Origin of the sequence: Bacillus sp. FSL W8-0519, from assembly GCF_038005585.1 — a bacterium.
In the GTDB taxonomy this organism is placed as follows: domain Bacteria; phylum Bacillota; class Bacilli; order Bacillales; family Bacillaceae_G; genus Bacillus_A; species Bacillus_A paranthracis.
Genome location: NZ_JBBOTL010000001.1, coordinates 2,420,337 through 2,446,685 on the forward strand (window position 1 = coordinate 2,420,337; position 26,349 = coordinate 2,446,685).

At 33.1% G+C, this 26,349-nt stretch carries 27 protein-coding genes and 2 pseudogenes; 22 read left to right on the forward strand and 7 right to left on the reverse strand.

Translation table 11 applies throughout. From position 1 onward, the window contains the following. Window positions 1-16: 16 nt before the first annotated feature. Window positions 17-175: a hypothetical protein gene (locus NST14_RS12655; protein ID WP_001100984.1), complete on the reverse strand. Its 159-nt coding sequence runs from the start codon at window positions 173-175 to the stop codon at window positions 17-19. Window positions 176-478: 303 nt separating this feature from the next. On the opposite strand from NST14_RS12655, the gene NST14_RS12660 reads away from it, so the two are divergent. From NST14_RS12660 to NST14_RS12670, 3 genes are all read left to right on the forward strand, one after another. Then, a complete protein-coding gene (locus NST14_RS12660) occupies window positions 479-1,072 on the forward strand; it encodes an O-methyltransferase (RefSeq protein WP_001997477.1) in 594 nt (197 codons plus the stop codon). A 313-nt stretch (window positions 1,073-1,385) separates the two neighbouring features. After that, window positions 1,386-2,498 carry a toxic anion resistance protein gene (locus tag NST14_RS12665; RefSeq protein WP_000137402.1) on the forward strand — a complete coding sequence of 371 codons (1,113 nt, stop codon included), beginning with the start codon at window positions 1,386-1,388 and terminating at the stop codon, window positions 2,496-2,498. A 24-nt stretch (window positions 2,499-2,522) separates the two neighbouring features. Continuing rightward, window positions 2,523-3,356 (forward strand): DUF3974 domain-containing protein, encoded by an 834-nt coding sequence (locus NST14_RS12670; RefSeq protein ID WP_000008358.1) that lies wholly within the window; start codon window positions 2,523-2,525, stop codon window positions 3,354-3,356. Window positions 3,357-3,411: 55 nt separating this feature from the next. Here the strand turns inward: NST14_RS12670 and NST14_RS12675 are convergent, their stop codons facing one another. After that, the gene (locus NST14_RS12675; RefSeq protein WP_229142729.1) at window positions 3,412-4,971 is read right to left on the reverse strand and encodes a glycoside hydrolase family 10 protein; all 1,560 of its coding nucleotides are present in this window, start codon (window positions 4,969-4,971) and stop codon (window positions 3,412-3,414) included. Window positions 4,972-5,198: 227 nt separating this feature from the next. Here NST14_RS12675 and NST14_RS12680 point away from each other — a divergent pair, with 227 nt between their 5' ends. The 8 genes from NST14_RS12680 to tdcB all read left to right on the forward strand — a co-directional run bounded on the left by NST14_RS12680 (window position 5,199) and on the right by tdcB (window position 12,647). Beyond that, window positions 5,199-5,504 carry a PTS sugar transporter subunit IIB gene (locus NST14_RS12680; protein WP_000865887.1) on the forward strand — a complete coding sequence of 102 codons (306 nt, stop codon included), beginning with the start codon at window positions 5,199-5,201 and terminating at the stop codon, window positions 5,502-5,504. 11 nt (window positions 5,505-5,515) lie between these two features. After that, window positions 5,516-6,799, forward strand: coding sequence for a PTS sugar transporter subunit IIC (locus tag NST14_RS12685; protein ID WP_001032282.1), 1,284 nt, complete (start codon window positions 5,516-5,518; stop codon window positions 6,797-6,799). 79 nt (window positions 6,800-6,878) lie between these two features. Beyond that, window positions 6,879-7,145 (forward strand): hypothetical protein, encoded by a 267-nt coding sequence (locus NST14_RS12690; RefSeq protein ID WP_001021973.1) that lies wholly within the window; start codon window positions 6,879-6,881, stop codon window positions 7,143-7,145. A gap of 22 nt (window positions 7,146-7,167) precedes the next feature. Continuing rightward, window positions 7,168-8,316 carry an anhydro-N-acetylmuramic acid kinase AnmK gene (gene anmK / locus NST14_RS12695; protein WP_073541667.1) on the forward strand — a complete coding sequence of 383 codons (1,149 nt, stop codon included), beginning with the start codon at window positions 7,168-7,170 and terminating at the stop codon, window positions 8,314-8,316. Window positions 8,317-8,336: 20 nt separating this feature from the next. After that, window positions 8,337-9,236 carry a BadF/BadG/BcrA/BcrD ATPase family protein gene (locus tag NST14_RS12700; protein ID WP_071741720.1) on the forward strand — a complete coding sequence of 300 codons (900 nt, stop codon included), beginning with the start codon at window positions 8,337-8,339 and terminating at the stop codon, window positions 9,234-9,236. A gap of 132 nt (window positions 9,237-9,368) precedes the next feature. Next, a complete protein-coding gene (gene plsY, locus NST14_RS12705) occupies window positions 9,369-9,917 on the forward strand; it encodes a glycerol-3-phosphate 1-O-acyltransferase PlsY (RefSeq protein WP_000610858.1) in 549 nt (182 codons plus the stop codon). Window positions 9,918-9,987: 70 nt separating this feature from the next. Continuing rightward, on the forward strand, window positions 9,988-11,571 hold the full coding sequence (locus NST14_RS12710; protein WP_098947321.1) for an aminotransferase class V-fold PLP-dependent enzyme: 1,584 nt from the start codon (window positions 9,988-9,990) through the stop codon (window positions 11,569-11,571). A gap of 74 nt (window positions 11,572-11,645) precedes the next feature. Then, a complete protein-coding gene (tdcB, locus tag NST14_RS12715; RefSeq protein WP_000628911.1) occupies window positions 11,646-12,647 on the forward strand; it encodes a bifunctional threonine ammonia-lyase/L-serine ammonia-lyase TdcB in 1,002 nt (333 codons plus the stop codon). A 66-nt stretch (window positions 12,648-12,713) separates the two neighbouring features. On the opposite strand, the gene NST14_RS12720 is transcribed toward tdcB, so the two are convergent. Both NST14_RS12720 and NST14_RS12725 read right to left on the reverse strand, forming a co-directional pair. After that, window positions 12,714-13,043 (reverse strand): YkvA family protein, encoded by a 330-nt coding sequence (locus NST14_RS12720; RefSeq protein ID WP_000414826.1) that lies wholly within the window; start codon window positions 13,041-13,043, stop codon window positions 12,714-12,716. A gap of 224 nt (window positions 13,044-13,267) precedes the next feature. Continuing rightward, window positions 13,268-13,405 (reverse strand): annotated as a pseudogene (locus NST14_RS12725) (SMI1/KNR4 family protein); the annotation flags it as partial. Window positions 13,406-13,621: 216 nt separating this feature from the next. Here NST14_RS12725 and NST14_RS12730 point away from each other — a divergent pair. Together NST14_RS12730 and NST14_RS12735 are read left to right on the forward strand one after the other, a co-directional pair. Then, window positions 13,622-13,882 carry a hypothetical protein gene (locus tag NST14_RS12730; RefSeq protein WP_000513520.1) on the forward strand — a complete coding sequence of 87 codons (261 nt, stop codon included), beginning with the start codon at window positions 13,622-13,624 and terminating at the stop codon, window positions 13,880-13,882. Between the two features lie 131 nt (window positions 13,883-14,013). Beyond that, complete coding sequence (locus tag NST14_RS12735) at window positions 14,014-14,700, forward strand: MBL fold metallo-hydrolase (RefSeq protein ID WP_000691137.1); 687 nt, start codon at window positions 14,014-14,016, stop codon at window positions 14,698-14,700. An 87-nt stretch (window positions 14,701-14,787) separates the two neighbouring features. Here NST14_RS12735 and NST14_RS12740 read toward each other — a convergent pair. Then, a pseudogene (locus NST14_RS12740) lies at window positions 14,788-14,991 on the reverse strand (hypothetical protein); the annotation flags it as partial. A gap of 27 nt (window positions 14,992-15,018) precedes the next feature. Between NST14_RS12740 and NST14_RS12745 the strand changes: the two are divergent. The 3 genes from NST14_RS12745 (at window position 15,019) to NST14_RS12755 (ending at window position 17,167) form a co-directional block, all read left to right on the forward strand. Beyond that, window positions 15,019-15,288 (forward strand): hypothetical protein, encoded by a 270-nt coding sequence (locus tag NST14_RS12745; protein ID WP_000054539.1) that lies wholly within the window; start codon window positions 15,019-15,021, stop codon window positions 15,286-15,288. Between the two features lie 73 nt (window positions 15,289-15,361). Next, window positions 15,362-16,726, forward strand: coding sequence for a DEAD/DEAH box helicase (locus tag NST14_RS12750; RefSeq protein ID WP_229142730.1), 1,365 nt, complete (start codon window positions 15,362-15,364; stop codon window positions 16,724-16,726). Window positions 16,727-16,906: 180 nt separating this feature from the next. Continuing rightward, a complete protein-coding gene (locus NST14_RS12755; RefSeq protein ID WP_220778634.1) occupies window positions 16,907-17,167 on the forward strand; it encodes a hypothetical protein in 261 nt (86 codons plus the stop codon). An 877-nt stretch (window positions 17,168-18,044) separates the two neighbouring features. On the opposite strand, the gene exsF is transcribed toward NST14_RS12755, so the two are convergent. Both exsF and NST14_RS12765 read right to left on the reverse strand, forming a co-directional pair. Continuing rightward, window positions 18,045-18,548: an exosporium protein ExsF gene (exsF, locus tag NST14_RS12760; RefSeq protein WP_001257912.1), complete on the reverse strand. Its 504-nt coding sequence runs from the start codon at window positions 18,546-18,548 to the stop codon at window positions 18,045-18,047. 586 nt (window positions 18,549-19,134) lie between these two features. Beyond that, a complete protein-coding gene (locus NST14_RS12765) occupies window positions 19,135-19,347 on the reverse strand; it encodes a hypothetical protein (protein WP_000033169.1) in 213 nt (70 codons plus the stop codon). 485 nt (window positions 19,348-19,832) lie between these two features. Between NST14_RS12765 and NST14_RS12770 the strand changes: the two genes are divergently transcribed. From NST14_RS12770 to NST14_RS12795, 6 genes are all read left to right on the forward strand, one after another. Next, the gene (locus NST14_RS12770) at window positions 19,833-20,468 is read left to right on the forward strand and encodes a TetR/AcrR family transcriptional regulator (RefSeq protein ID WP_001223577.1); all 636 of its coding nucleotides are present in this window, start codon (window positions 19,833-19,835) and stop codon (window positions 20,466-20,468) included. 62 nt (window positions 20,469-20,530) lie between these two features. Continuing rightward, window positions 20,531-21,778: an MFS transporter gene (locus NST14_RS12775; RefSeq protein ID WP_000987083.1), complete on the forward strand. Its 1,248-nt coding sequence runs from the start codon at window positions 20,531-20,533 to the stop codon at window positions 21,776-21,778. Between the two features lie 6 nt (window positions 21,779-21,784). Further along, window positions 21,785-24,124 (forward strand): ABC transporter permease, encoded by a 2,340-nt coding sequence (locus NST14_RS12780; RefSeq protein WP_229142731.1) that lies wholly within the window; start codon window positions 21,785-21,787, stop codon window positions 24,122-24,124. A gap of 11 nt (window positions 24,125-24,135) precedes the next feature. Continuing rightward, complete coding sequence (locus NST14_RS12785; RefSeq protein ID WP_000721687.1) at window positions 24,136-24,897, forward strand: ABC transporter ATP-binding protein; 762 nt, start codon at window positions 24,136-24,138, stop codon at window positions 24,895-24,897. A gap of 97 nt (window positions 24,898-24,994) precedes the next feature. Beyond that, window positions 24,995-25,705, forward strand: coding sequence for a class I SAM-dependent methyltransferase (locus NST14_RS12790; protein WP_000787480.1), 711 nt, complete (start codon window positions 24,995-24,997; stop codon window positions 25,703-25,705). 120 nt (window positions 25,706-25,825) lie between these two features. After that, on the forward strand, window positions 25,826-26,233 hold the full coding sequence (locus NST14_RS12795) for a VOC family protein (RefSeq protein WP_229142732.1): 408 nt from the start codon (window positions 25,826-25,828) through the stop codon (window positions 26,231-26,233). The last annotated feature ends 116 nt before the right edge of the window (window positions 26,234-26,349 follow it).

A 26,349-nucleotide genomic window follows, 5' to 3' on the forward strand; every position in this document is an offset into this window, starting at 1 on the left:
GAAGTGCGTCTTTTTATTATTTTTCTAACATTTCAAGAGGTACATCTTTTTCGCCAGCTACCTCAAATTTAATTTCCCCGTCTTCTTCATAAATACGTGTAATAATCGGTATAGTAATCATTAATTTTTTGTGCTGCTTTCGTTTTCGAGCAGCATCTAAGCTAATCACGTTCATTTGTAAGCATCCTTTCTTCTAGAAATATATAAACAAAGAAAATGCGTCCGGAAAGGGCGCTTAATTGAATTTGAAATACCGATTCATTTAAATGGGGTTTATATGATTTAACAACTGCAATTGAATTAAAAATAGTATGAATGGAATAATTGCACGTAGAAATTAACTTTACCAAAAAACGAAACAATATGCTATAAAAAATTATAAATCTTTGTCATATAACGAGAAAAAGGTTTTTGTTTCGCATATAATGAAAGTAGACGAGCAACAAGAGCTTTTTCATCATATTGCTTTAGAAAGGCGATGAAAAAAATGGATACATTAAATTCATTATTATTTCAACTTGAACAATATGGAGAAGAGCATGATCGAAATAAAAAAACACGGGAAGAAAAATTACGGAATATTTCTCGTGAGATGGGGCAATTTTTATCAATTTTAGTAAAAGGGTGTAGCGCAATAAACATTTTAGAAATTGGAACTTCTAATGGTTATTCTACATTGTGGTTAGCTAATGCGGTAGAAGAAACAAATGGAAATGTAACAACTGTGGAGCTTTCTTCAGAACGAGTTGGAGAGGCACTTGTCAATTTTGAAAAGGCAAACTTGTTGCAAAGGATTGATGTTCACAATCAAGAAGCAGGGGCATTTTTAGATTCACAACTAGATCATTCATTTGATTTTATTTTCCTAGATTCAGAGCGTACGCAATACATGTGGTGGCTTGAACATATAAAACGCATTTTACAACCACAAGGTCTTCTTGTTGTCGATAATGCTACTTCTCATGCGAGTGAATTAGCTGAGTTTATAAAAATGATTGAAGAAGATAAAATGTTTGAAACAGTGTTATTGGCATTTCAAAATGGTGCATTTGTAGCGCGTAAGAAGCAATAGGATTGAACGCAATATAATTATCACATTGAAAAAGGGTGTATGTCAAAAGATTGAGTACAGTAGGATGGGAAGGTCGTAATTTATATACGTAACATACGAAGAATCCGCCTTCAGCATGTCGGTCTCTAGGTCTTAAGTCTGAGGAAAATTATGTTGTTTACAGGTATACTTATAGTAAGAAACAGGGAATGACTGCATAAGCAGGTATTTCTTGAAAATTGATTTCATATAGGCTGTTTGCACATGAAATACAATATATTAGATGAAATATAGTGCACATAAATTCGCACATATAAATAAAGGAGCGATTTTGTTGACTGAACTCGAGAAAAAAGAACCCGTATCAATTGTGAAAGATAATAATGTAGAAGTAGTAGTTGATACAGTTATAAAAGATGAAGAACTTGATGAATTAAATAAAGAAGCCGATCTTTATGTACAAAAATTAAATAGCGAGCAAAATACAGATTTATCGAAAGTATTGTCTCAGCTAGGAGATTTAGGGGATAAAGAACAACAAGCAGCAGGACAAACGTTATCAGCATTAAAACGTCCTGTCACAGCGATGATGAACGGGAAAAATGAAGAAATCCCGAATACATTGTTAGAATTACGTAAAGTAGTATCAGAGCTTGATCCGAACTCATTAAAAGCAAGTGGCATGAAGAAAATTATGTTTAAAGTATTCAAGAAAAATCCACTTGAAACATACGTGCATAAATACCAATCTATAGATAAGCAAATTGAGGAGATTATAAGATCGCTTCTAATTGGCCGTGACAACTTACAAGAAGATACTGTTGGCCTAGAGATGCTTAAGGAACAATCACACGATAAAATTCACGCGCTTGATAAGCAAGTATACTTAGGGAAAAAACTTGCTGGCATGCTGGAAGCTGAGAAACAAAATCCAGAACGTCAAAGGGATATTCCATTAATTAATGATGCATTAGAAAAGATACTCGTACGTACGCGCAATATGCAACAAGCGAAAAGTGTGTTATTACAATCTATCGCATCAGTAGACATTATTAAGAAAAATAATGAAAAGTTAACAGAGGCAATTCGTAATGCAATTACGATGACGCAAAACGTTGTAACAGTTTCTGCTGCTATCCAGTTAGCATTAACAAATCAGCGTAAAACAATTGATGCAGTGAATGCAACAAATGAAGCAATTGAGTCTATGGTATTAAGTAATTCTCAGGCATTAAAACAAAATACAGAAGAAACAACAAAACTTCTTGAAAATCCTGCAATTAGCATGGATAAATTACGCGAATCATTCCAAAATGTATTTGCTGCAATTGAAGCTTCTGAAAAATCGTCAGAACGTATTATCGAGTCAAGTAAGAAGTTTGTTATTGAACTAGACACATTTAATGATGAAATGAAACAAAAACTCATTCAGCGCCCAAGAAAATAGCAGACTTTTAGAGGAGGTGAAAAAATGAGTTTTATTCAAACTGTATTATTACTACTCGGTACATTGTTTTTAATCGCATTTACTGTCGTTGTTTTAGTTGTATATTTCGGACGTAAACTGTATTTTTCGTGGACGAAGCCATATAAAAGAGCACACGATTCTTTAGATAAGTTATCGAATAAATCATTACCGTTTCTACAAGAATTTACACAACATCCACTCTTTTATCGTTGGATTCGTACGGAAGGAAAGAAAGAACAACATATATTAAACACGCTTTTCTGTGCATCGGGTCAACGTACGAGAGAGCAAGTATTCTCAATGTTACCGAAAGAAAAACAGAAAAAAGTACATGTAATGGCAAAAACGACGAAAAAGCTTACTAATGAAGATATTGATGTAGCAGCGATGAAAGTAAAAGATTTTTTAAGACAAGAAACGCAGCAAACAGTAAAACCGACAGATTTATCGTTTTATAAATTGTATTTTTATGATCGATATCCAGATGCATTAAATACAATTCAAGCGTATAAACGTTCAATAAATCCTTCATTACAAAAAACAGTTGATGATATTACAATTTCAGTATTAAATGCACTGCCATACTATCAAGAGCAACGTATGTTTGAACAACAACATAAACTTGAAACGTTCTTAATGAAAGATTTAATAGCAATGTTATCTTTAGTGGTGCAACTACCACCATCACAACGTCCCGAAAAAGAAGAAGAATTGAAAATCTACTTACAAAATTTCCAAAAAGAAATGGAAGTAGTAGAGCGGGATATTCGTGACTCGATTGATCACGATTTGAATGTGAAGATGAGAGCAGCGACTGAGAAGTTTAAGAATAAATAAAAAAGACGCCTTAAAGCTATAATACTTAGCTTTAAGGCGTTTTTTTTATTAGTTGTTATTTTGCTTTAACGGTAGTATGACTAGAAGCAACACTTTCATTATGCAATCGATCAACTGCAGTTACTACATACGTATATGTTTCTCCAGAAATAACGGTTTTATCTAAATAAATTTCTCCAGGCTTTGTCTTTCTTACAGTAGTAAGTAAATTTTTCGGATTTTCTATATTCACTTCACTTTTTCCATTCACGCGGTAAATAGCGTAATAAGCAGAATCATTCTCTCTATTATCAATGATACCTACAGCAATACCTTCATCTCTTGGAATAGCACCTTTTAAAGTCGGTTGTTTTGGTGGATCATGATCAAGCCAAGGCATAGAGGGGATTAATGCAGGATATTTATATATGTCTTTTGAGAGTCTATCTTTAATTCCTAGTGGATTGTTATTAATATCTTTCAAGCTAAAATGCATACTACCTTTTATTTCAGGATATAACCGATTTAATTCAATTTGTCTTGGGTATTCTTCTGGATCAGACCAAGCTGGGACAGAATTATTATTAATTTTATAGGCCGCCTGACCGATGTATAGGTGGATCGGTTTATTATTTGTTTCTTTTACCCACCAATCTACTAATATGTCATACGCAGCAGGAGTGAAACCTATATTCCAATATATTTGCGGTGTGATGTAGTCAATGTAACCTTTTTGTATCCACTCACGTGTATCAGCATAAAGATCATCAAAGTTTCTTTGGCCGGCAGTTGTGTTAGAGCCAGTCGGATCATCAGCTATATTTCGCCATACGCCAAATGGGCTAATGCCAAATTTTACATATGACTTTTCTTGTTTAATAGCAGTATTTAAATCTCTTACAAGTTCATTTACATTGTCACGTCGCCAATCTTCTATATTTGTAAATCTACCGTTATTATATAATTCGTACGTTTTTTGATCGGGGAATTGTTCACCCGCCACTTTATATGGATAAAAATAATCATCCATATGTAATGCATCAACATCGTAATTTTGTACGATTTCTAAAGCACCTTCAGTTATAAACCTTTTTACTTCTGGAATACCGGGATTGTAATATAATTTTCCGCCATAAGGTACAACCCAATCCGGGTGTTGTTTTGCAGGGTGATTATTTGATAATCGATTTATATCAGTGTGATTCATCGTTATTCGGTATGGGTTAATCCATGCGTGAAATTCTATATTTCTTTTATGTGCTTCATCGACCATAAATGCGAGTGGGTCATAACCAGGATCTTTTCCTTGTGTGCCCGTAATGTATTCAGACCAAGGACCGTAATTTGAAGGATAGAAAGCATCAGCAGTTGGTTTTATTTGTACAATGACTGCATTCATACCAGTGTTTTTTACATCGTCTAATAATTTAATAAATTCTTGTTTTTGATTTTCAATTGGTAAGCCAGTTTTTGAGGGCCAATCAATATTAAGAACAGATGCGATCCATACAGCACGTAATTCATGTTTTTTATACGTAGTATTAGCTTCAGCATAAGTAGAGTGAGGGGAAATGAAAGTGAAAGGAATAAAAAAGATGACGATACAACATATCATTAATAAACGTTTAACAATCATTTATACGCCTCCCTATTATGTGGTTAACTATTATGATATCCGAGATGAGGTTGTTCTTACAATTGAGAAAAATAAATATTGAAACATTAATTTAATAGGAAAAATATTTTTACTGAAATTTACTTTCAGTATAACTAAATTCATTTACTACTTCATATGCTTGTTAGTAAAGTGAAACTTCCTTTCATTTGAAGGGGAATAAATTATAAGTATAGGAGGATTCATAAATGAAGGTTTTGTTCGTTTGTTCTGGAGGGATGTCCAGTGCAATTGTTGTAAACGCTTTAAAAAAGGAGGCGGAGAAAAAGGGTATGAACATGGAAGTGCATGCGATTGGAACAAATGAGGTGGAAGAAGAAGTGAAGAATGGCTGGGATGTTGTAATGGTTGCACCTCAAGTTAGACATCGATTTGATTCTGTTAAAAAATTCGCAGAAGAGGAATCTATCCCGTGCGGTATTATACCGCCGCAAGCATATACACCTCTTGGTGGACCGACTTTATTAAAGACTGTAAATGATTTAATTCGTTAGGGGGAACCGTTATGAATAAGTTTGTCACGTTTCTTGATAAAAACTTATCTGGACCGATGGCAAGACTTTCTGAACAGAGACATTTACAAGCAATCCGTGATGGAGTGATTTCAGCATTACCATTTATCATCGTAGGAAGTTTCTTTTTAATCGTAGCATTTCCACCTTTACCGAAAGATAGTTTCATATCCGTTTGGGCATTAAAAAATCAAACAAGTATATTAATACCATATCGCCTAACGATGTTTATTATGTCTTTATATATAGCATTTGGAATAGGATATAATTTGGCGAAAAGTTATAAACTAGATGCTTTATCAGGAGCACAGCTTGCAGTATGTTCACTGCTATTAACATTAACTCCTGAATTAATTGATAAAAAAGGATTTATGCTTCCGATGACAAATCTTGGAGGTCATGGATTATTCGTGACGATGATTGTTTCTATTTTATCCGTAGAGATTTTAAGGTTTTGTAAGAAGAAAAATGTAATGATTAAAATGCCAGAACAAGTACCGCCGTCAGTATCGCGTTCGTTTGAAGCACTTATACCTGCTGCATTCGTTATTATTATTATGAGTCTAGTAACTGTCGTTTTTAGCATTGATTTACACCATGTTGTTGATAAACTAGCAGCACCATTAGTAAAAGCTGGCGATAGTTACTTCGGTGTAATGATTCCAGTGTTTTTAATTACGTTTTTTTGGTCATTCGGAATCCATGGTGTGTCGGTTGTTGGAACTGTTGCTCGGCCATTATGGGAAGTATATCTAGGGAAAAATGGAGAAGCAGTTGCTAGTGGAGCAGATCAGTTGCCATTTATTTCACCAGAGCCGTTATATCAATGGTTTATATGGATTGGCGGTTCTGGTGCGACATTAGGGCTTGTATTAGCTATGATTGTATTTGGTCGATCAAAATATTCGAAAGCATTATCAAGAACTTGTATTGTTCCGGGTATTTTTAATATAAATGAGCCAGTCATATTCGGATTACCGATTGTACTAAATCCAATTTTAATTATCCCATTTATCATTACACCACTTGTAACGGCAACTGTTGCATATTCTGCAACTGCAATGGGATTTGTAACACCAACGCATATTATGCCGCCATGGACATTACCTGCTCCAATTGGTGCTTATTTAGCAACAGGTGGGGATTGGCGTGCGATTGTATTAGTTTTTATAAATATAGCAATATCGTTCCTTATATATTTACCATTCTTTAAAATGTACGACAAAAATATGCTTGAAATTGAGAAGAGTGGTGAAGGCGAATCTGTTAATCCATAATCTTTATGCTTTAATTTATGAGTGATAGGTATTTTGCCTATCACTTCTTTCACATGAAGTCCAGAGAGGATGAAATGGAATGAATATAAAATTTAGTTATAAAGGTGTATTTTTATTATTATTTGGAGTGATATGTGCGAATTTACTTTTTGTGCCTTTATTAAGAATGCTACATCTATCACAAATGCATAGTATATGGCTTGTTACAAGCATTGCGGCAAGCATTTTGCTTACAGTAGTTGTTTCTTTCATTGATGGATCGTTTGCATCGAAAGCTCAGTTGTTTTTTAGATTTATATTGTTTTCAATCGGTTGTACATTTGTAACTTACATGATTGTTTTTTAGTAAATAGGAGGTCATGCATGTTATGTATATTGCAGGGGTAATGTCCGGTACTTCATTAGATGGAATAGATGTAGCGCTCGTTCGTATAGAAGGGAGTGGTGTAGATTCTAAGGTTAAACTCATCCATTTTACTACAGTTCCATTTCGTAATGATATAAAAAGTGAAATACAACAAGCATTATCAATAGAAAATTCAAATGTCCAACTCATATGTAGTTTGAATTTTAAGTTAGGTTTATGTTTCGCCAACGCTGTAAAAGAAGTTTGTAAAGAGGCCAATTTTTCTTTGGAACAATTAGATTTGATAGGTTCTCACGGACAAACGATTTACCATCAGCCAAAGCCAGAAGGGAATATGATAGCTTCCACATTACAAATTGGGGAGCCTGCAGTAATAGCATATGACACGAATACGACGGTTATCTCAAATTTCCGAACGATGGACATGGCAGCAGGAGGACAAGGTGCACCACTTGTACCATATTCAGAGATTATTTTATATCGTCATCCAACTAAAAATAGACTACTACAAAATATCGGCGGGATTGGTAATGTTACCGTAATACCAAGTCAAAAAAGTGATCAGAACGTTATAGCTTTTGATACTGGTCCGGGTAATATGATAATTGATGAAGTATGTCAAAGGTTATTTCAGTTGCCATATGATCAAAATGGTAACATTGCAAAACAAGGGGTAGTTGTAGAAGAAATTTTGACATATTGTATGAATCATTCATTTTTGAAAATGAATCCACCGAAATCAACAGGTAGAGAACAGTTTGGTGAAGAGTTTGTAAGTCAGTTATTGAAGCGGTATGAAAAGTATAGTAAAGAAAATATATTAACGACTGTCACGATGTTTACAGCAAGTTCAATTGTTCATCATTATAAGGAGTTTATTCTGCCGTATTATGAAATTGATGAGGTAATTTTAGGCGGTGGCGGCAGTTATAATAACACACTTGTTGAAATGATACGGTATGGATTGAAGGATGAAAAATGTACAATATTCATTCAAGAAGATATAGGCTATTCTTCAGAGGCGAAAGAAGCAATCGCCTTTGCCATTTTAGCAAACGAAACGTATCATCGTAATCCGAGTAATGTGCCGAGTGCAACAGGTGCAAAGAAATCTGTAGTTTTAGGGAATGTAACGTACCCTTCAATATGAAGAAAATGAGGAGAACGTATATGAAGTATATGATTGGAATAGATGGCGGGGGAACGAAGACAGAAGCAATTGCATTTGATAAAGACGGAAATGAACTTGTAAGAGCTACTAGTGGATTTGGAAACATATTAATAGATTTTGAAGAAGCTCTTGTGCATATTATGGAAGCGATTGATCATTGCCAGATAAGTGTAGTGAAAGAGCATTGTGTTTGTATTTGTTTAGGATTAGCAGGTATAAGCGGAGCAAATATAAATGAATTAACATTACGTCTAAAAAAGAAGTATGGAATACAAATTGAAGTTTTTAATGACGCAATGATAGCACACGCAGCCGCTTTAGAAGGAAAGGATGGAATTTTAACGATTGGTGGCACAGGTGCGATTTGTCTAGGGAGAAAAGGAGAAGTACATGAGTATAGCGGTGGATGGGGACATATTTTAGGAGATGAAGGAAGCGGATATTGGATTGCATTACAAGCTTTAAAGAGAATGGTAAATCAATTGGATCAAGGAGTTACACTTTGTCCATTAAGCTTAAGAATTCAAGATGAGTTTCAACTTTTGACATCGTCTCATATAAAAAGTCTAGTTTATAGATCTGCAAAAGATAAAGTTGCAGCAATCACACCATTAGTTATTCGGGAAGCTAGAAATGGGAATGATGCTGCACATGAAATTATGATGCAAGCTGGAAAGGAATTAGCAAGGATTACAATAGATGTTTATAACAAGATGCAGTTTGATTTATCAGCTTCCATTGCAGTAAGTGGCAGTATATTGCGTTTCGTTCCTGAAATATATGATGAATTTAAGAAATGCTGTGAGAAAAGCATAGGAAAAGTTACATTTATATCACAATCACAATCAGCAGTGAAAGGAACATATTATTTAATGAAAAATATATATTTTAAAAAATAGCTGTATGAGAATTTTTGTATGATTTGTAAATATATGATGTTAAAATGTATAAAGGGATGCGGATAGAAACGTACAATATACATTGTTCTTGAATATTGTATAAGTACTCCTACGTAGAAAGTGAATGATTATATGATTAATAGTATGCAATTTTTGTATTTGGTGGCTTCTTATTTATTTGGAAACATATTGACTGCTTATATAGTAACGAAATGGAGACATAACGTTGATATTCGGGATGAAGGAAGTGGTAATCCTGGTGCAAGAAACATGGGCCGTGTGTATGGAAAAGGGTATTTCGTCGCTACATTTTTAGGCGATGCGATCAAAGGGGCAATCGTAGTTTCTATTGCAAAATACCTTTTTGAAGATTCTACATTTGTAATGCTAACATTATTGGCTGTAATAATTGGACATATTTATCCAGTTTTATTTAAAGGTAAGGGCGGTAAAGGTATTTCAACATTTATCGGAGGACTAATCGCATTTGATTATTTGATAGCGCTTACCCTCGTTGCAGTTTTCATTATATTTTATTTAATCTTTAAAGGATTTACGAAGCCAGGACTAATTACAATTGCTTGTTTACCACTTTGCATGATTTTGTATTCTTACTCAATTGTTACGACTATTTTAAGTGCACTCATCATTGTACTTATTTTATATGTAAATCGCGAATGAAATAAACATTTAATAAGTGGGGTTAATCTCCACTTATCATTTTTTATTAAATAGATAAAGGAGATAGGGCATGAGGTTAATTTATAAAGTTGCTGATCAAGTTTGGGAATTTGAAAGTATACATAAATTGAATTATAAAACATTTGTAGAAGAAATTCCGCAACATGAAGAAACGAAAGATCGTGTTCGTATAGATTGTTTTCATGAAGAAAATACATATTTAATTTGTTTAGATGACGATAAGTTAGTAGGTATGGTTGCGTTGCGAGGAAAACGACCATTCTCGTTAGATTATAAAATTTCAAATCTAGATTTTTATTTGCAAGAACATGGAGAAAACGTATATGAAATTCGTTTACTTTCAGTAGAAAGTGAATATCGAAATGGAAGAGCGTTATTAGGTTTAATTCGCTTTTTACATCGTTATTTACTTCTAAATGGATATGAATTGGCACTCATTTCTGCAACAACACGTGAACTACCTTTATATGAGCAAATGGGATTCAAATCTTTCCATTCGTTAGTTGGTACAGAAGCAGCAGCATTCCAGCCTATGTATGTTACCCCTGCTATGTTTGAAGCATCGAGTGTTGGGGGAATTATGACGAAAGAGTATACGTTTTTACCCGGCCCAGTAGATATTGAAGAGAATGTTCGAAAGGCATTTTCTACTAAGCCTATTTCACACCGTTCTAAGTCATTTCAAGTGACTATGGATAATGTAAAGAAACGATTACTTCAAATGACAAAAGCAAAACGTGTGCAAATCATGTTAGGAACAGGGACATTAGCGAATGATGCCATTGCTTTCCAGTTACGTTCTTTAAAAGGAAAGGGGCTCGTATTAACAAATGGGGAATTTGGTAATAGATTAGTCGGGCATGCAACACGTGCAGAGTTACATTTTGATACGTATAAAAAAGAAATGGGAGAACCGTTTATTTATACAGAATTGGAAAAAATAATGGGAGCTGGACATTATGAATGGCTTTGGTTTGTTCACCACGAAACATCAACTGGAATGTTAAATGATTTAGACGAGCTAAATGTTTTATGTGAAAAGTATAAAGTGAAACTATGTGTAGATTGTATTAGCTCAATTGGAGCGATACCGATAGATTTAAAGGATGTATATTTTGCGAGTGGCGTGAGCGGAAAGGCAATTAAATCGTTGACTGGATTATCTTTCATTTTTCATAATCATAATGTGAAAGTAAACGAGACATTACCAGCCTATATGGATATTGGTATGTACGAAGAAAATGAAAGTATTCCATATTCCCATTCATGGAATTTAATTAATGCTTTGCAAGAAGCGTTGAAGAGATTTGAAGATGAAAAAGCATTTGTAAAAATTAAAGAGACATATGATTATATGGAAGAAGCTATTACTAGTATAGGGTTAAAACTTGTTTCACCTAAAGAATATGCCGCGCCAATTATACTTACGATTCAATTAAATGGAGGTCTTTCTTCTAAAGCGGTCGGTGATGCGTTAGCGTTACAAGGATATATTGTTCATTATGAATCAGCGTATTTACGAAAGAATAATTGGATCCAAATTGCATGCTTAAATCATTATAAAGAACGTGATATGAAGAGGATGTTGAATTGTTTGCAGATGTATGTATTACAGAGTGGGGTACATATATAAAGACTTTTTCATTTCGTATAAAGGAGTTGCGACTTACGAAAACTTAGGAATAGAACATTGGAAGAGGTGTTAGTATGATAACTAAAAAACTACCATTGCATATAGACGATATTAAAAAAGCTCAAACTATTTTGGACAGAAATGCTCGTAAAACTCCATTAGTAAAATCATTTTATTTGACTAGTAAAACAGGTGGAGAAATTCACTTGAAATTAGAAAATATGCAATTAACAGGTTCGTTTAAATTCCGTGGTGCGTTTAATAAAATGTCACAGCTGACAGATCAAGAAAAAGAGAGAGGAGTAATTGCTTGTTCTGCTGGTAATCATGCGCAAGGAATTGCTTTATCTGCTCATTTACTCGGTATTAAAAGTAAAATTGTAATGCCGATTTCTGCCCCTCAAGCGAAAGTTGATGCAACGAAAGGATATGGATCTAAAGTGGTTTTACATGGTGAAACCTTTGATGATGCGAAGGCAAAATGTGAGGAGATTATTAGAGAAACAGGTGAAACATACTTACATCCATATGACGATGTAGAAGTAATGGCTGGTCAAGGTACAATAGGATTAGATATTCTTGATGATATGTGGGATGTTGATACGGTCATTGTACCAATTGGTGGAGGAGGAATTATTTCTGGAATTGCTGTTGCATTAAAATCTTTTAATCCGTCGATTCATATAATTGGTGTCCAAGCAGAAAATGTTCATGGGATGAAGGCATCTTATGACAAAGGTACAATTATAGAACATTATGAGGCACCTACGATAGCAGATGGTTGCGCGGTAAAAATACCAGGCAATTTAACTTTTGAAGTTGTAAAAGAATTAGTAGATGATATTGTAACAGTATCAGAAAAAGAGCTGGAATTAGCGATGAAAGACTTATTACAACGCGGGAAAGCTGTTGTAGAAGGTGCAGGCGCATTAGCTACTGCTGCTCTACTTGCAGGGAAAGTGGATACATATATTAAGGGGAAAAAAGTAGTAGCGGTTATATCTGGTGGGAACGTAGACTTACAGCGCATATCGAGTGTTTGTGAACAATTTTTTGTGGCGAATGAAGTGAAATGAAATAGTACATTTAAACATTGTGTAATAAAAGAGGAGCTAAGTAACATTATATTAGCTCCTTTTTCATTATGTTTGTGCGGGAGTAAATAATGACTCCATTTTTACTTTGCTCTTTTCTCGAATTTCGGCGTCTGCATGGCGCATCACGTATTTATGAGCTACAGCGATCGCCAAAACATCATCTAATAAGCCAATCCCAATAATAGCAGCTATATCTGGAATAAAGTCGATTGTTAATACGTAATAGGATAGAGCGGCTAATATGATGAATTTCGCTTTAGTAGGTAACCCTTTTTTTCTCATTGTGTAATATAAAATAATACTTTCATATACGCTAGATTTACCGAGATCTGCTGAGCTTTCCTTGAATTTTTTCCAAAGTTTCTGTTTCTCCATATAAACACTCCTTTTACAAAAAAATAGATTTTTTAAAAGGATAGACAAAGAAGTGAGAGACTAATCAATTTTATAGTTTTTCTTAATGTATATTTCAATAAAAATAGGGAATTACCTGTTCAAAATAATAGAATGTTGGTTATGTAACGACTTACAGTGTATATGTTCGTTCCAAGTAAAGGTACTACGTAGATAACGTTTTGTGGTAATGCGTATTAAAGTTAATTTTTCACATTAATCTCTGCATTCGTACAATGTTGAATTACTTCTAAATAATCTATTGATGAGAAATTTAGTAATTCTTGAATAGCCCCTTTCCTCGCTGGTGATTCATAGGCTTCTAATGTGATTCTGTTATTAATCGATTAGCTGCTTCATCTAGCATTTCAGGTGTTACTTTGTTTTGAATTATTTTTTCCTCTCTTTTCTCCCATCTTCTTGAAAGTAGTCACTTCGGTGATGTTTTTTTATTTTCTCAGATGAAGCCGATGAGTTTGAGTTTTAGAATTTTATCGTGGTATTATTTATGTAACGAGGGGATGTTGTAAGAAAAAATACAATTTTTTGGGGGAATGAGAATGGGAATTTATAACTATGAAGCGAAAGAGGATTTGCAAGTAGGAGAAGTTTGTTTAGAACGAGATATTTATGAAATTGTAAATTTTTACAAGAAAGGGTCAATAGTTTTATGTGATTCAGTATCTCGGTTCAGTGCGAATTCAGACAGAATGTTTAAAGTGATAAATAGGATAGAAACATATATGCATAAAAATGAAGACTATACATATCAGGTTTCGGATAGGCCAAAGTTGATTTATGTAGTTGAACAGGTAAGATAAGGAAAGCATTCATAACGGATGCTTTTTTCTTTGCTATATAGAAAGTACACATTAAACGTAAATTTGAACGAAATGTATGTAAATGATTTAGTTTTTATTAAACATTTATTAAGTGGTATGGGGGAAGAAAAATGAAGATAATAGAACTACCAATTGAATTCGAATTTAACGAGCAAAAACAATGTATTTATCCAAGTTTAATAATAGTAAACGATGAATTAACTTTAGTAGATACAGGGTATATGAATTTTTTACCTTTAATTGAAGAGGCAATTTTAAAACATGGATACAAGATGAAAAACTTAAAAAATATAATTATTACTCATTATGATGACGATCATATAGGATCTTTATATGATTTTAAAGTGAAATATCCTCAAGTTAATATTATTGCTAGTGAAATTGAATCTAACTACATTAATGGTGATATAAAATCAGAGAGATTAGTTCAAGCAGAAGAAATGTTAGAACGTATGCCAAATGAAGAAAAAGAATTTGGTAAATGGTTTATACAACAGTTAAAAAATATAAGACATATTTTCGTCGATGAAAAAGTACATGATGGCCAAATGATTTTGAATGGTGAATGTCAAATAGTAGCGACCCCAGGACATACTTCGGGACATATTTCATTATATTTTCCGAATTTAGATTTTGTAATTACGGGAGATGCGGCTGTTCAAGAGAATCGTGAGTTAGTAATAGCTAATCCGGATTTTTGCTTAGATATAGAAAAAGCGGAAGAGTCTTTAAAGAGGATTAAAGACCTTAAAGCTGTAAAGTATTATTGCTATCATGGGGGGAAAGTCAATATATAAAATAATAAAAAACCGATCTTTCTTATATAGAAAAGATCGGTTTTTTAATTCATAGATTCTGCAATTCTAATCAAATCATTAACATTGTAGTTCAATCCCTTCTGTTATATAGGACTGCATTAATTTTTTATCATTTATGAGTAAAGCTTGTTTAAATTCACTTATCACATCTGTTTGAGGTTTTTCCATAATAATGGAGGTCGATTGAAAATATAGTAAGAAAAATATGCAAAATATCTTGATGAGTGTAATGGTCAATTTTATCGCCCTGTAACTATGTTTCCATAACATTGAAATATATGTATTGGAGGGGAGAAGATGAGTTTATTGTTTGATGTAATAATGGATATAATTACATTTTATCCTCGAAATGACATGAAATTAAAACATCATATTGCTAAATTAAGCGAATTTGAGTGGTTTCGAAAACTACACGAAGATACAAAGTATACAAAATTAATTTGGAGTAATAGAAAAATTAAGAAGTTCATTTTGTCTTCTACTAACATGGAAGCATTAATAAAATGTGAGAAAAAGCAAAAAGAATTTGTCCACCTAGTACACGATGAATATAAAAAAAGAAGATAAGAATTTTTTTATTTTTCATATTTGGGGAAACAAATGGTACAATGAAAGCTAATGTGAAAAATAAGGAAAAGAAGTGGTCAATGTGAAAAACTTTTTAGAATTAGGAATTAGTGAAACGTTTAATCATACATTACGTGAAAATGGAATTACAGAAGCAACACCGATTCAGGAGAAGGCAATTCCTGTTATTCTGTCTGGTAAAGATATTATTGGGCAGGCAAAAACAGGTACGGGTAAAACGTTAGCATTTGTGTTACCAATTTTAGAAAAAATCGATCCAGAATGTAGCGATGTTCAGGCTTTAATTGTTGCACCAACAAGGGAACTAGCACTGCAAATTACAACTGAAATTAAAAAAATGCTTGTGCAAAGAGAAGATATTAATGTATTAGCGATTTATGGCGGTCAAGATGTAGCACAACAATTGAGAAAGTTAAAAGGTAATACACATATTGTTGTTGCGACACCAGGACGATTATTAGATCATATACGACGTGAAACAATTGATTTGAGTAATCTTACAACCATTGTACTAGATGAAGCGGATCAAATGCTTTATTTCGGTTTCTTATATGATATTGAAGATATTTTAGATGAGACACCTGGTAGTAAACAAACGATGTTATTCTCAGCAACGATGCCAAAAGATATTAAAAAATTGGCGAAGCGTTATATGGATGAGCCGCAAATGATTCAAGTACAAAGTGAAGAAGTAACGGTAAATACAATTGAGCAGCGTGTCATTGAGACGACAGATCGTGCAAAGCCCGATGCACTTCGTTTTGTTATGGACCGTGATCAGCCATTTCTAGCAGTTATTTTCTGTCGTACAAAGGTTAGAGCGAGTAAGCTTTATGATAATTTAAAAGGACTAGGTTATAATTGTGCTGAACTTCATGGTGATATACCTCAAGCGAAACGTGAAAGAGTTATGAAGAGTTTCCGCGAAGCTAAAATTCAGTACTTAATCGCAACGGATGTAGCAGCTCGTGGACTTGATGTAGATGGTGTAACGCACGTATTTAACTATGATATCCCTGAAGATGTAGAGAATTACATTCACCGCATTGGCCGAACAGGACGTGCAGGTGGATCAGGTCTTGCAATTACGTTTGTTGCAGCGAAAGATGAAAAACATTTAGAAGAAATTGAAAAAACGCTTGGCGCATCAATACAAAGAGAAATAATCGAACAACCGAAGATAAAACGTGTAGATGAAAATGGAAAACCGGTACCAAGGCCGGCTCCGAAGAAATCAGGCGAGTATCGTCAAAGAGATAGCCGTGAAGGTTCAAGAAGTGATTCAAGACGTGGTTCGAGAAATGGCTCAAGAAGTGATGCAAGAAATAGTTCAAGAAATGAAAACAACCGATCATTTAATAAGCCAAGTAATAAAAAAGGTAGTACAAAGCAAGGTCAGCAAAGACGTGGCCGTTAAATAGTTATAATTGTAAAGAGTCGCAAAATATTGTGGCTCTTTTTTGTTTGTATAGAACAAGGATGATAGCAAGAAAAAAACGGAAATTTCATTCAACGTATTTAAAACTTACAAAGGAAAGTTTATAGTCCAAAACCAGTAGAACAAGGGTATTACAACCATGTCGTAATTCAAGAACAAGTGCAACTTACGTATGAACAATATTTAATCGAAAAAAATCGAGAGAAAGCAATTCGTACTAGCCCCTCTGATGATGATACGAATTATGAAAAAATCAATTGGTATAACGATATAAAAACATCTTTTGCAAACAAAGAATTGGCCGATTTGGTGAAAGAAATTTGTAACTTTGTTAGTTTTGTTCGATGGGAACTCGAGATGCACAACTGCCATCCTTATTGGGAAGTTACTTACTACGGCGATGAAGGTAATGTAGTGTGAAGTTAATAGAAGGGATAGTATGCGAAATAAGAAAAAGGACTAGCAGTCGTACCTGCTGTCCTTTAATAGGAGAAAAAGTAATCTTGTTTAGAACTACGCATAAACAGAAAATCTGCTTGTGATTAGTTTTACCCTAAATATAAGTGTCTATACAAAAAAAGGGATAAGTAAAAAATACTTATCCCCGGAAGGGAAATCCCAAGCACCAAAATGGCTCGTATTGGTCTGCAGGTTCAAAAGTAGTATATGTAAAACAAAAAATCTCATACAAAAAGCAGACAACGATTTTGGTTGTCTGCCAGTGAGCTCAATGAGTTAGCTAATTGTGATAATTTGCATCCCCATTGCGAGAAGAGTGAAGCTGCTAGTTCAAACAGCTTGTTCGTATTATTTTCGATTCCCTAAAAAATATACAGAGAAAGCAGATAAGTGAAAAATCTATCTGCTTCTGCTGTAACAAAAGAAAGAAGTATTAGCCGTGGACACGGCGGCTTGAAAATAGTATGTATTTTTATTTGGGAAATATTCAGGGGGTGAAGAAACATGGAATGTTTAATAAATGGTGTTTGCGAAATTAATCAACTAATTAGTAAAACAAAGTAGAAAAAGAATGAGCAAATATAACAATAAAAAGGTAAATGTTCAAAAGAGTGATGAGTATAAAGTAAAACAAAATAGCTATATTAAAGCTTGATTTTCATAAAAAATAAAGCACACATATAAGTGTGCTCTTATGAACGCTTTAGATTTGTGTGACTACATAGTCACCATACAATAAAATATGCTTGTTTGATATAAATGTGTGTCAAATCTATAACATATATTTTGGGGTGTATAAGGAATATTAAATGTTAATTAGCCAAGCATATTGTTTTTATTAACGAATTTGTGCAACTGTTAAAGCGGCAGAACGAATATCTACTGTACCAATTACTTCAACGGGTACAATTTGAATTAAATCACCAGGGTTTAAGTTTATTAGAATGACACCGCTGGATACATCTACTTCACCAGTGCCAATGATATTAGAACGGACTGCGGTTCCTGATCCTGCAATAATATTAGTTGATGAGTTTAGTGTTAAGAAAAAGCGCGCTGCTTCCGGGGCTACTGGAACATTATCGAGGCTGATTGTTAATGTATAACTGATTTGATAAATACCAGCTACTTGAATTCTAATACCAGTTCCTGTACTAATTGTATCATTGATTACAGGGACAGTAATGTTTGGATTTGGGCCCGTACTAGGTAGTAGTAGTGGCGTGAATAGTGTGGCAAATTGAGGTGAAGTAGCATTAAAAGCAAAACCGAGAGCTGGTAGTGTACTGGGGGCTTGTGCTCTACAATTAAAGTTCGTGAGCTTACGACTAGATGATCGCATATTTTCACTCCTTTCTTTCATTTAGATTGCGTGAGTAACAACCTCACGTTTTGGACAAGCACAATACAATATATGAAAATTTATAGTGAATAGTGCAGAAGTGTACTGTTATGGGTAACACTAATTGCCTATTGTACAAAGGAGATACTACGCTTACAGAAATAGTTTGTAACCTAAAGTTGAAAAAATAGTATGAATAGAGTTGAAAATGCTATTTAGAAATGAAAGGAAACATAATAAAAAGGAACATACATATAAGCATGCTCTTTGACAAGAAAGGTAGATTTTTATGAGTGGATTCCTCCATACAATAATATATGCTTGTCCGGTTAATAGTTGAGAAAGGGAGAATGCATATGGAACGAATGGAAGCGTATAACAAAATAAAGATTTCATTTTATAGTAAAGGGGAATAGATATGTGTATTTATTGGGAAAACGTAGTTAAAGAGTTCTTTAAGAGGTAAGAACTGGAACGAAATAAAAGAGCAGCTAGCAAAAGCTAACTGCTCAATACAAGGAGATACAGAGAAGACTACTTTACATGAATGTTGGCATACAGCCTACATTCAGTATTGACCGAATATTTATTTTAAATCCAATTTATTTAAAGTAAACATCCCAACAGATAAAATGGCTGCGCCTGCTACAGAACCTAGCCAGTCTCTCCAGCTTAATGTGTTTAAAGATGCATCTATTAAATTCATAATTAAGAAGATAGCAAACATTAATACACCAAATGCTAAACATCCCCAAAATGTTTGCAAATATTTAATCATCTTATTTCGGAACTTGCTCATATAAATCACCCTTATTAATAATTTATATTTTTATAAATAAATTATCGCATGTGCAAAAATTAAAAGTATGAAATATGCAAAATTACATATTGGAACTTAACAAAATAATCCATTCATAAGTAAATAGATCGAACAGAGGGAAACCGTTTCGTATGAATCAATTGTCATTTTTTGAAGTCATCGATGAAAAGGAGATGCGTAGATTTGTGGTAAAGGAGCTGAAAAACTATAAAGTATTGTGCGTTTGAATGAAGAATCAAGAAAAATAGGATCAAGCGGGGGCATCGTTCTTTTCCTCAAATGAAAGGTGACGGTAAGAAACATGAGATACATTTTAAACAAATTAAACGGAAGTTAAAAAATAAAAATTTATAAAGGAAATAGAAAGTAGGTAGTTGTATATATACGATAATAGGAAACTTTTTACTAACTAAGCATATAATTTAAATAGACCGACAGTCGGTCTGATGGGAAGGGGAACTTGAATGCGAATAGTAAAGGAATATGAGGAGCGTAGAAAAGAAATTTTAGAAACAGCTGAACGATTATTTCTTACGAAAGGTTATACAAAAACAACAGTAAATGACATTTTAAAAGAGATAGGGATAGCAAAGGGGACGTTTTATCATTATTTTAAATCGAAAGAAGAAGTAATGGATGAGATTATTATGAGGATTATTAAAGAAGATGTTGCTAAAGCGAAAGTAATCGTCTCTAATCCAAATATACCAGTATTAGAAAAGTTATTTCGAGTTTTAATGGAGCAATCGCCAAAATCAGGGGATGTAAAAGATAAAATGATTGAGCAATTTCATCAACCAAATAATGCAGAAATGCATCAAAAAAGTTTAGTACAATCCATTATTCATTTATCTCCTGTATTAACAGAAATTTTAGAACAAGGAATTGAAGAAGGGATATTTTCGACTTCATATCCACAAGAAACGATTGAACTATTACTATCTTCAGCGCAAGTTATATTTGATGATGGGTTATTCCAATGGAAGCCGGAAGAAATGATGAGGAGAGTGAAAGCTTATATTAAAATGATGGAAGTATCTGTTGGAGCGAAAGAAGGATCGTTTAATTATATGCTGGAGGTTTTAATGAAACAGAAATAATATTTTTTCTGTTTGTTTATTATAGACCGACAGTCGGTCTAAATTAAAGAAAGGGTGTGATTATGATGTCTATTAGTATAAAACCTTCGATGAAAGATTTTTATTTAATGGTGAGTGGGCAAATTATTACTATTTTAGGTTCAACACTTTTACGTTTTGCTCTGTCATTATATGTACTTGATATAACAGGGCGTGCTGATATATTTGCAGGATTATATGCGGTAACAAGTATTCCGTTTTTGCTAGCTCCTCTTGGTGGAGCGATAGCAGATCGTTTCAATCGCCGTAATGTAATGGTTATTTTTGATTTTATAAATGCTGCGATTGTATTAAGCTTTATAGTTTTGCTATTTACTGGATCTGTATCTATTCTATTGATCGGAACAATTATGTTTTTACTAGCAATCGTTAATGCAATGTACGCACCAGTTGTAATGGCGAGTATTCCGCAATTAGTTCCAGAGAAAAAGTTAGAACAAGCGAACGGTATCGTAAATGGTGTGCAAGCATTATCTAATATAGTTGCTCCTGTATTAGGAGGAATATTGTACGGCATAATTGGTTTGAAAATGCTCGTAATAATAAGTTGCTTTGCTTTCTTTTTATCTGCGATTTTAGAAATGTTTATTACAATACCTTTTATAAAGAGAGTGCAAGAAAGCCATATCATACCGACAATTGTAAAGGATATGAAAGAAGGGTTTATATACGTTTTAAAACAGTCATTTATTTTGAAATCTATGCTTTTAGCCGCATTACTAAATTTAATACTGACGCCGCTATTTGTTGTTGGTGCTCCAATTATTATACGAGTAACAATGGAGAGTAGCCACACGTTATATGGCATTGGAATGGGATTGATCGATTTTGCTACTATAATAGGTGCATTATCAATAGGTTTTTTTGCGAAAAAGCTACAGATGAAAACATTGTATTATTGGATGATTTTAATAGCTCTATTAGTAATACCGATGGCACTATCAGTTACACCAGTTATTCTTAATTTAGGATACTATCCACCATTTATTCTCTTTATACTTTCTTCTATTCTAATTGCAATGATTATGACAATTGTATCCATCTATGTGATTACTGTAGTTCAAAAGAAAACACCAAATGAGAACTTAGGAAAAGTAATGGCAATTATAACAGCGGTATCCCAATGTATGGCACCGATTGGGCAAGTCATTTACGGTTTTATGTTTGAAGAATTCAGCATGAAAATTTATTTACCTATATTAGTTATTAGTTTCATAATGTTATTAATAGCGGTTGTGACGAAGAAAATACTATCGAATGAAGGGAACTAGCTTAATATGATTAGGAGAATGTTAAAAAGAGATTTCTCTCAAAATAAAATGATAATTACCATTTTATTTATGTTTATCATGTTATCAAGTCTTTTAATGGCTAGTGCTTCAAGTAATGTTATAAATCTATTGAACTCAATGGATCAATTGGTTAAAGTATCAAACGCACCGCACTTCGTACAAATGCATGCCGGAGAAGTAAATCAAAAGTCAATTGATTCCTTTGTAGAAAAAAATCCGTTTGTAAAAAAACAGCAAACGGCTGAGATGGTTCAAATAAATGGATCTAACATTTTTATTAAAAAGAAAAATCAAGCAGAACATAATAGTGTAATGGACATTAGTTTCGTGAAACAAAATAGTAAGTTTGATTTTTTATTAAATTTAAATAATGAAGTGGTCGATGTTAGGAAAGGGGAAATAGGTGTACCCATTTATTATATGCAAAAATATAATTTGCGTATGGGAGATAAAATATGGGTTATTAAAGATAATAATGAACTAGAATTTACGATTTCAGCATTTGTTCGTGATGTTCAAATGAACCCATCAATCGTTAGTTCAAAACGATTTGTAATAAGCAATAAGGATTTTGAAAGAATAAAAAGAAATTTTGGAGAAAGCGAATATCTTATTGAATTCCAGCTAACAGACGAATATAAAATAAATGAATTTGAAAATCTATATAAGTCATCGAACTTACCTCAAAAAGATCCCTCTATTACGTACTCACTATTTAAAACACTCAATTCATTAACAGACGGAATAATAGCTGCCGTACTTATCATAATAAGTGGATTATTAATGTTAATTGCAATGTTATGTATTAGATTTACGATCATTACTTCGATGGAAGAAGATTATCGAGAAATTGGTGTTATGAAAGCAATTGGGATTCATAACAAAGATATTCAAAAATTATATATAACAAAATATATTGTGATTTCAGCTGGTGGATGTATATGTGGATATATACTCTCACTATTTGTTACAAAAATCTTCACTTCAAATATCACCCTTTATATGGGGGCGGCAAATAAAAGCATTTTACACAATATTGTGCCATTCATAATTACAACATTGTTATTTTTAGTCGTTATCCTGTTCTGTCGTATTATTTTGCGGAATTTTAGGGGAATTACAGCAATAGACGCTTTACAATCAAGAGATAAACTAGGAAAAAGAAAGATTAGAAAATCCTTTTCACTCAAACAAACTAAATTTACAAATGTAAATATATTTATTGGTATACAAGATGTTATAAAAAGATTCAAGTTATATCGTGTGTTAAGTATCGTATTAATAATAGCTGTGTTCATGATTGTTGTACCTGTTAACTTTTTGTATACGATTCAGTCACCGGATTTTGTAAATTATATGGGAACAGGAAAAAGTGATATTCGAATAGATTTACAGCAAACTGAAAATATAGAGAAACGTTTTAAGGGTGTTATTTCATATGTAAAAAATGATAAAGAAGTAGAAAAATATGCAACATTTGTTACGAGTACATTTAAAATGGTAAACGCTGATGGTACACATGAAAACTTAAATGTAGAAATGGGAGACTTCACTAAATTTCCATTAGACTATATCCAAGGTAGGGCACCAAAAAATGAAAATGAAATTTCTCTTTCTTATATGAACGCAAATGAATTAAAAAAGAATGTAGGGGATCATATCGTTTTATTTGTTGATGGGAAAGAGAAAACACTAACGATTAGTGGTATGTATCAAGATGTAACGAATGGTGGGAAAACAGCTAAAGCTAGTTTTTCTAATAATAATGAAAATATATTATGGTATGTAGTAAATGTAGATATGAAGCCTAAAGTGGATTTGCAAGAAAAAGTGAAGGAGTATAAACAAAAATTTAGTTCTGTAAAAATAACAGATACAAATGATTATGTAACGCAAACTTTAGGAGAAACAATTAAACAATTAAGACTCGTGACACAAGTGGCTATTTTGATTGCGATATTGATATCAGTTTTAATTACTGCAATGTTTTTTAAAATGTTATTAGCAAAAGATTCTTCGCAAATTTTAATTATGAAAAATATCGGTTTTTCTAGTAAAGATATTCGTATACAGTATATAACACGTTCTATCTTCATTGTATTATTAGGCATTGTGATAGGGACATGTATAGCTGCTACGTTTGGTGAAATGTTAGTAAGTTGGTTAGGGTCTTTTATGGGAGCTGCTCATATAAAGTTTGTCGTGAATCCTATCGTTTCTTATGTAATATGTCCAGCTATATTATGTATATGTGTGACTGCAACAACGCTTTTCAGTAGTTTTACTATGAAACAAACAAACGATGTAAAGCCAAATGGGGAGTAGGGGTGTATCACTTGAAAAAAATTTTAGAAGTAAAGCAAGTAAACAAAACATATTCAATGGATGGAAATACAAATTATCACGTGTTAAAAAATATAGATTTAGAGATTTATGAGGGAGAATTTGTATCGGTCATGGGGCCTTCTGGTTCTGGGAAATCGACATTACTATATAATATTAGTGGAATGGATCAAATGTCATCAGGAAGTGTAAAAATTGATAGTAAAGAATTATCATGTATGAAAGAAGAAGCGTTAGCGAAATTACGTCTTACTGAAATAGGATTTATTTTTCAGCAGAGCAACCTTCTTAGAAACTTGAACCTATTTGATAATATCATCTTGTCAGCATATTTAGCGAAATGTGAGAGTAAGAAAATAGTAAATAAACGTGCTCTAGAGCTAATGGAGAATATGGGGATAAGTGATATAGCGTCTCATTATATAACCGAAGCATCTGGGGGGCAATTACAAAGAGTCTCTATTTGTAGAGCGCTCATTAATAATCCAAATATTATTTTTGCAGATGAGCCGACTGGTGCTTTAAATTTAAAATCAACAGAAGAAGTAATGCAAATATTATTAAATATTAATCGTGGTGGAACGACCATTATGTTAGTCACTCATGATGTGAAAGTAGCAGCAAAAACAGAAAGAATTCTTTTTATGGCGGACGGAGAAATTGTTAGTGAAATACAGTTAGGTAAGCTTAGGAACGATGATTTAAAAGCGCGAGAAGAGAAGTTGTTAAACTGGTTAGCTGTACTTGGATTTTAAAGAGAAAAACTCCTATTGAATGTAGGAGTTTTTCTTTGTCTTAAAGTTCTAAAAGATATATAATAATTTTCTGAATATTAAAATTGGAGGGGTGCAAATGAAAAATGAAACGTTGCACACGCAAGAAGATATTATTAAAATGCTGGATTCATTATTAAGACCAGCAGAACCATTTTGGAATGAATTTTATGCGAATAGAGAAAAAGATGTTCCGTTTTTTGAAAATGTTCCAGATGAGAATCTAGTTTCGTATATACAAAAAAAGCGGGTTTCAAAAGGAAAAGTACTGGAACTTGGATGTGGGCCGGGTAGAAACGCAATTTATCTAGCAAATGAAGGGTTTGATGTAACAGCAGTAGATTTATCTATAGAAGGCATTAGCTGGGCGAAAGAGAGGGCGTTAGCAAAAGGAGTAGAAATTGAATTTATTTGTGATTCAATTTTCAATTTAGAGGTTCAAAATGAATTTGATTTTGTATACGATTCGGGCTGTTTGCATCATATTCCACCACATAGAAGAGTCAATTATGTGGATTTAATTAAAAACGCATTGAAATCAGGTGGTTATTTCGGATTAACGTGTTTCGCGGCAGGTGATTTAGATGAGCGAAATGGATCAGAAATAACAGATTGGGACGTATATAGAGGATGGAGTTTACAAGGAGGTCTTGCTTATTCGGAAGAAAAACTAAGAGAGATATTTAAAGGATTTGAAGTGATTGAAATTAGAAAGATGGAACAGATTGAACAACCAAATACTATGTTTGGAGAATCATTTCTTTGGACAGCATTATTTAAGAAGAAATAAGAATGTAGATAATTGACAAACTCATCGTTTTTATAGACAATATAATAATGAGAATGTATGTTCGTTTTTTGTTAACCGATGTATATTTTGCATAAATACATAACAAGGGGTTGTCTCTAAATGAGTAACACAAATCAAAAAATTACTACGTTTTTAATGTTTGAAGGAAAAGCTGAGGAAGCGATGAATTTTTACACGTCGCTATTCGATCAATCAGAAATTGTAAGTATCTCTCGTTACGATGAAAACGGACCTGGTAAAGAGGGTACTGTCATTCATGCAACGTTTACATTACACGGGCAAGAGTTCATGTGCATAGATAGTTATGTAAAGCATGGTTTTACATTTACACCATCTATGTCTCTTTATGTAACTTGTGAAACAGAAGAAGAAATTGAAACTGTCTTTCATAAGCTAGCGGAGGATGGATCGGTACTAATGCCTTTAGGTTCTTATCCATTTAGTAAAAAATTTGGTTGGTTAAATGATAAGTATGGTGTGTCTTGGCAGTTAACACTTGCGGAATAAATTGTAATTGATTTGTTTAATGGGTGTAGTTAAGAGGTTGAAAATTTAAATAACAAATAAAAAGGTGTTCCAACCGTCAACAAGTTTGGAATGCCTTTTTATTTGTTTAAATAAAT

What these genes read in the sequence shown, in the direction of transcription:
- NST14_RS12655 (WP_001100984.1), bottom strand. Translation starts at nt 175, where the DNA reads ATGAACGTGATTAGCTTAGATGCTGCTCGAAAACGAAAGCAGCACAAA.
- NST14_RS12660 (WP_001997477.1), top strand. Translation starts at nt 479, where the DNA reads ATGAAAAAAATGGATACATTAAATTCATTATTATTTCAACTTGAACAA.
- NST14_RS12670 (WP_000008358.1), top strand. Translation starts at nt 2,523, where the DNA reads ATGAGTTTTATTCAAACTGTATTATTACTACTCGGTACATTGTTTTTA.
- NST14_RS12675 (WP_229142729.1), bottom strand. Translation starts at nt 4,971, where the DNA reads ATGATTGTTAAACGTTTATTAATGATATGTTGTATCGTCATCTTTTTT.
- NST14_RS12680 (WP_000865887.1), top strand. Translation starts at nt 5,199, where the DNA reads ATGAAGGTTTTGTTCGTTTGTTCTGGAGGGATGTCCAGTGCAATTGTT.
- NST14_RS12685 (WP_001032282.1), top strand. Translation starts at nt 5,516, where the DNA reads ATGAATAAGTTTGTCACGTTTCTTGATAAAAACTTATCTGGACCGATG.
- NST14_RS12690 (WP_001021973.1), top strand. Translation starts at nt 6,879, where the DNA reads ATGAATATAAAATTTAGTTATAAAGGTGTATTTTTATTATTATTTGGA.
- anmK (WP_073541667.1), top strand. Translation starts at nt 7,168, where the DNA reads ATGTATATTGCAGGGGTAATGTCCGGTACTTCATTAGATGGAATAGAT.
- NST14_RS12700 (WP_071741720.1), top strand. Translation starts at nt 8,337, where the DNA reads ATGAAGTATATGATTGGAATAGATGGCGGGGGAACGAAGACAGAAGCA.
- plsY (WP_000610858.1), top strand. Translation starts at nt 9,369, where the DNA reads ATGATTAATAGTATGCAATTTTTGTATTTGGTGGCTTCTTATTTATTT.
- NST14_RS12710 (WP_098947321.1), top strand. Translation starts at nt 9,988, where the DNA reads ATGAGGTTAATTTATAAAGTTGCTGATCAAGTTTGGGAATTTGAAAGT.
- tdcB (WP_000628911.1), top strand. Translation starts at nt 11,646, where the DNA reads ATGATAACTAAAAAACTACCATTGCATATAGACGATATTAAAAAAGCT.
- NST14_RS12720 (WP_000414826.1), bottom strand. Translation starts at nt 13,043, where the DNA reads ATGGAGAAACAGAAACTTTGGAAAAAATTCAAGGAAAGCTCAGCAGAT.
- NST14_RS12730 (WP_000513520.1), top strand. Translation starts at nt 13,622, where the DNA reads ATGGGAATTTATAACTATGAAGCGAAAGAGGATTTGCAAGTAGGAGAA.
- NST14_RS12735 (WP_000691137.1), top strand. Translation starts at nt 14,014, where the DNA reads ATGAAGATAATAGAACTACCAATTGAATTCGAATTTAACGAGCAAAAA.
- NST14_RS12745 (WP_000054539.1), top strand. Translation starts at nt 15,019, where the DNA reads ATGAGTTTATTGTTTGATGTAATAATGGATATAATTACATTTTATCCT.
- exsF (WP_001257912.1), bottom strand. Translation starts at nt 18,548, where the DNA reads ATGCGATCATCTAGTCGTAAGCTCACGAACTTTAATTGTAGAGCACAA.
- NST14_RS12765 (WP_000033169.1), bottom strand. Translation starts at nt 19,347, where the DNA reads ATGAGCAAGTTCCGAAATAAGATGATTAAATATTTGCAAACATTTTGG.
- NST14_RS12770 (WP_001223577.1), top strand. Translation starts at nt 19,833, where the DNA reads ATGCGAATAGTAAAGGAATATGAGGAGCGTAGAAAAGAAATTTTAGAA.
- NST14_RS12775 (WP_000987083.1), top strand. Translation starts at nt 20,531, where the DNA reads ATGATGTCTATTAGTATAAAACCTTCGATGAAAGATTTTTATTTAATG.
- NST14_RS12780 (WP_229142731.1), top strand. Translation starts at nt 21,785, where the DNA reads ATGATTAGGAGAATGTTAAAAAGAGATTTCTCTCAAAATAAAATGATA.
- NST14_RS12790 (WP_000787480.1), top strand. Translation starts at nt 24,995, where the DNA reads ATGAAAAATGAAACGTTGCACACGCAAGAAGATATTATTAAAATGCTG.
- NST14_RS12795 (WP_229142732.1), top strand. Translation starts at nt 25,826, where the DNA reads ATGAGTAACACAAATCAAAAAATTACTACGTTTTTAATGTTTGAAGGA.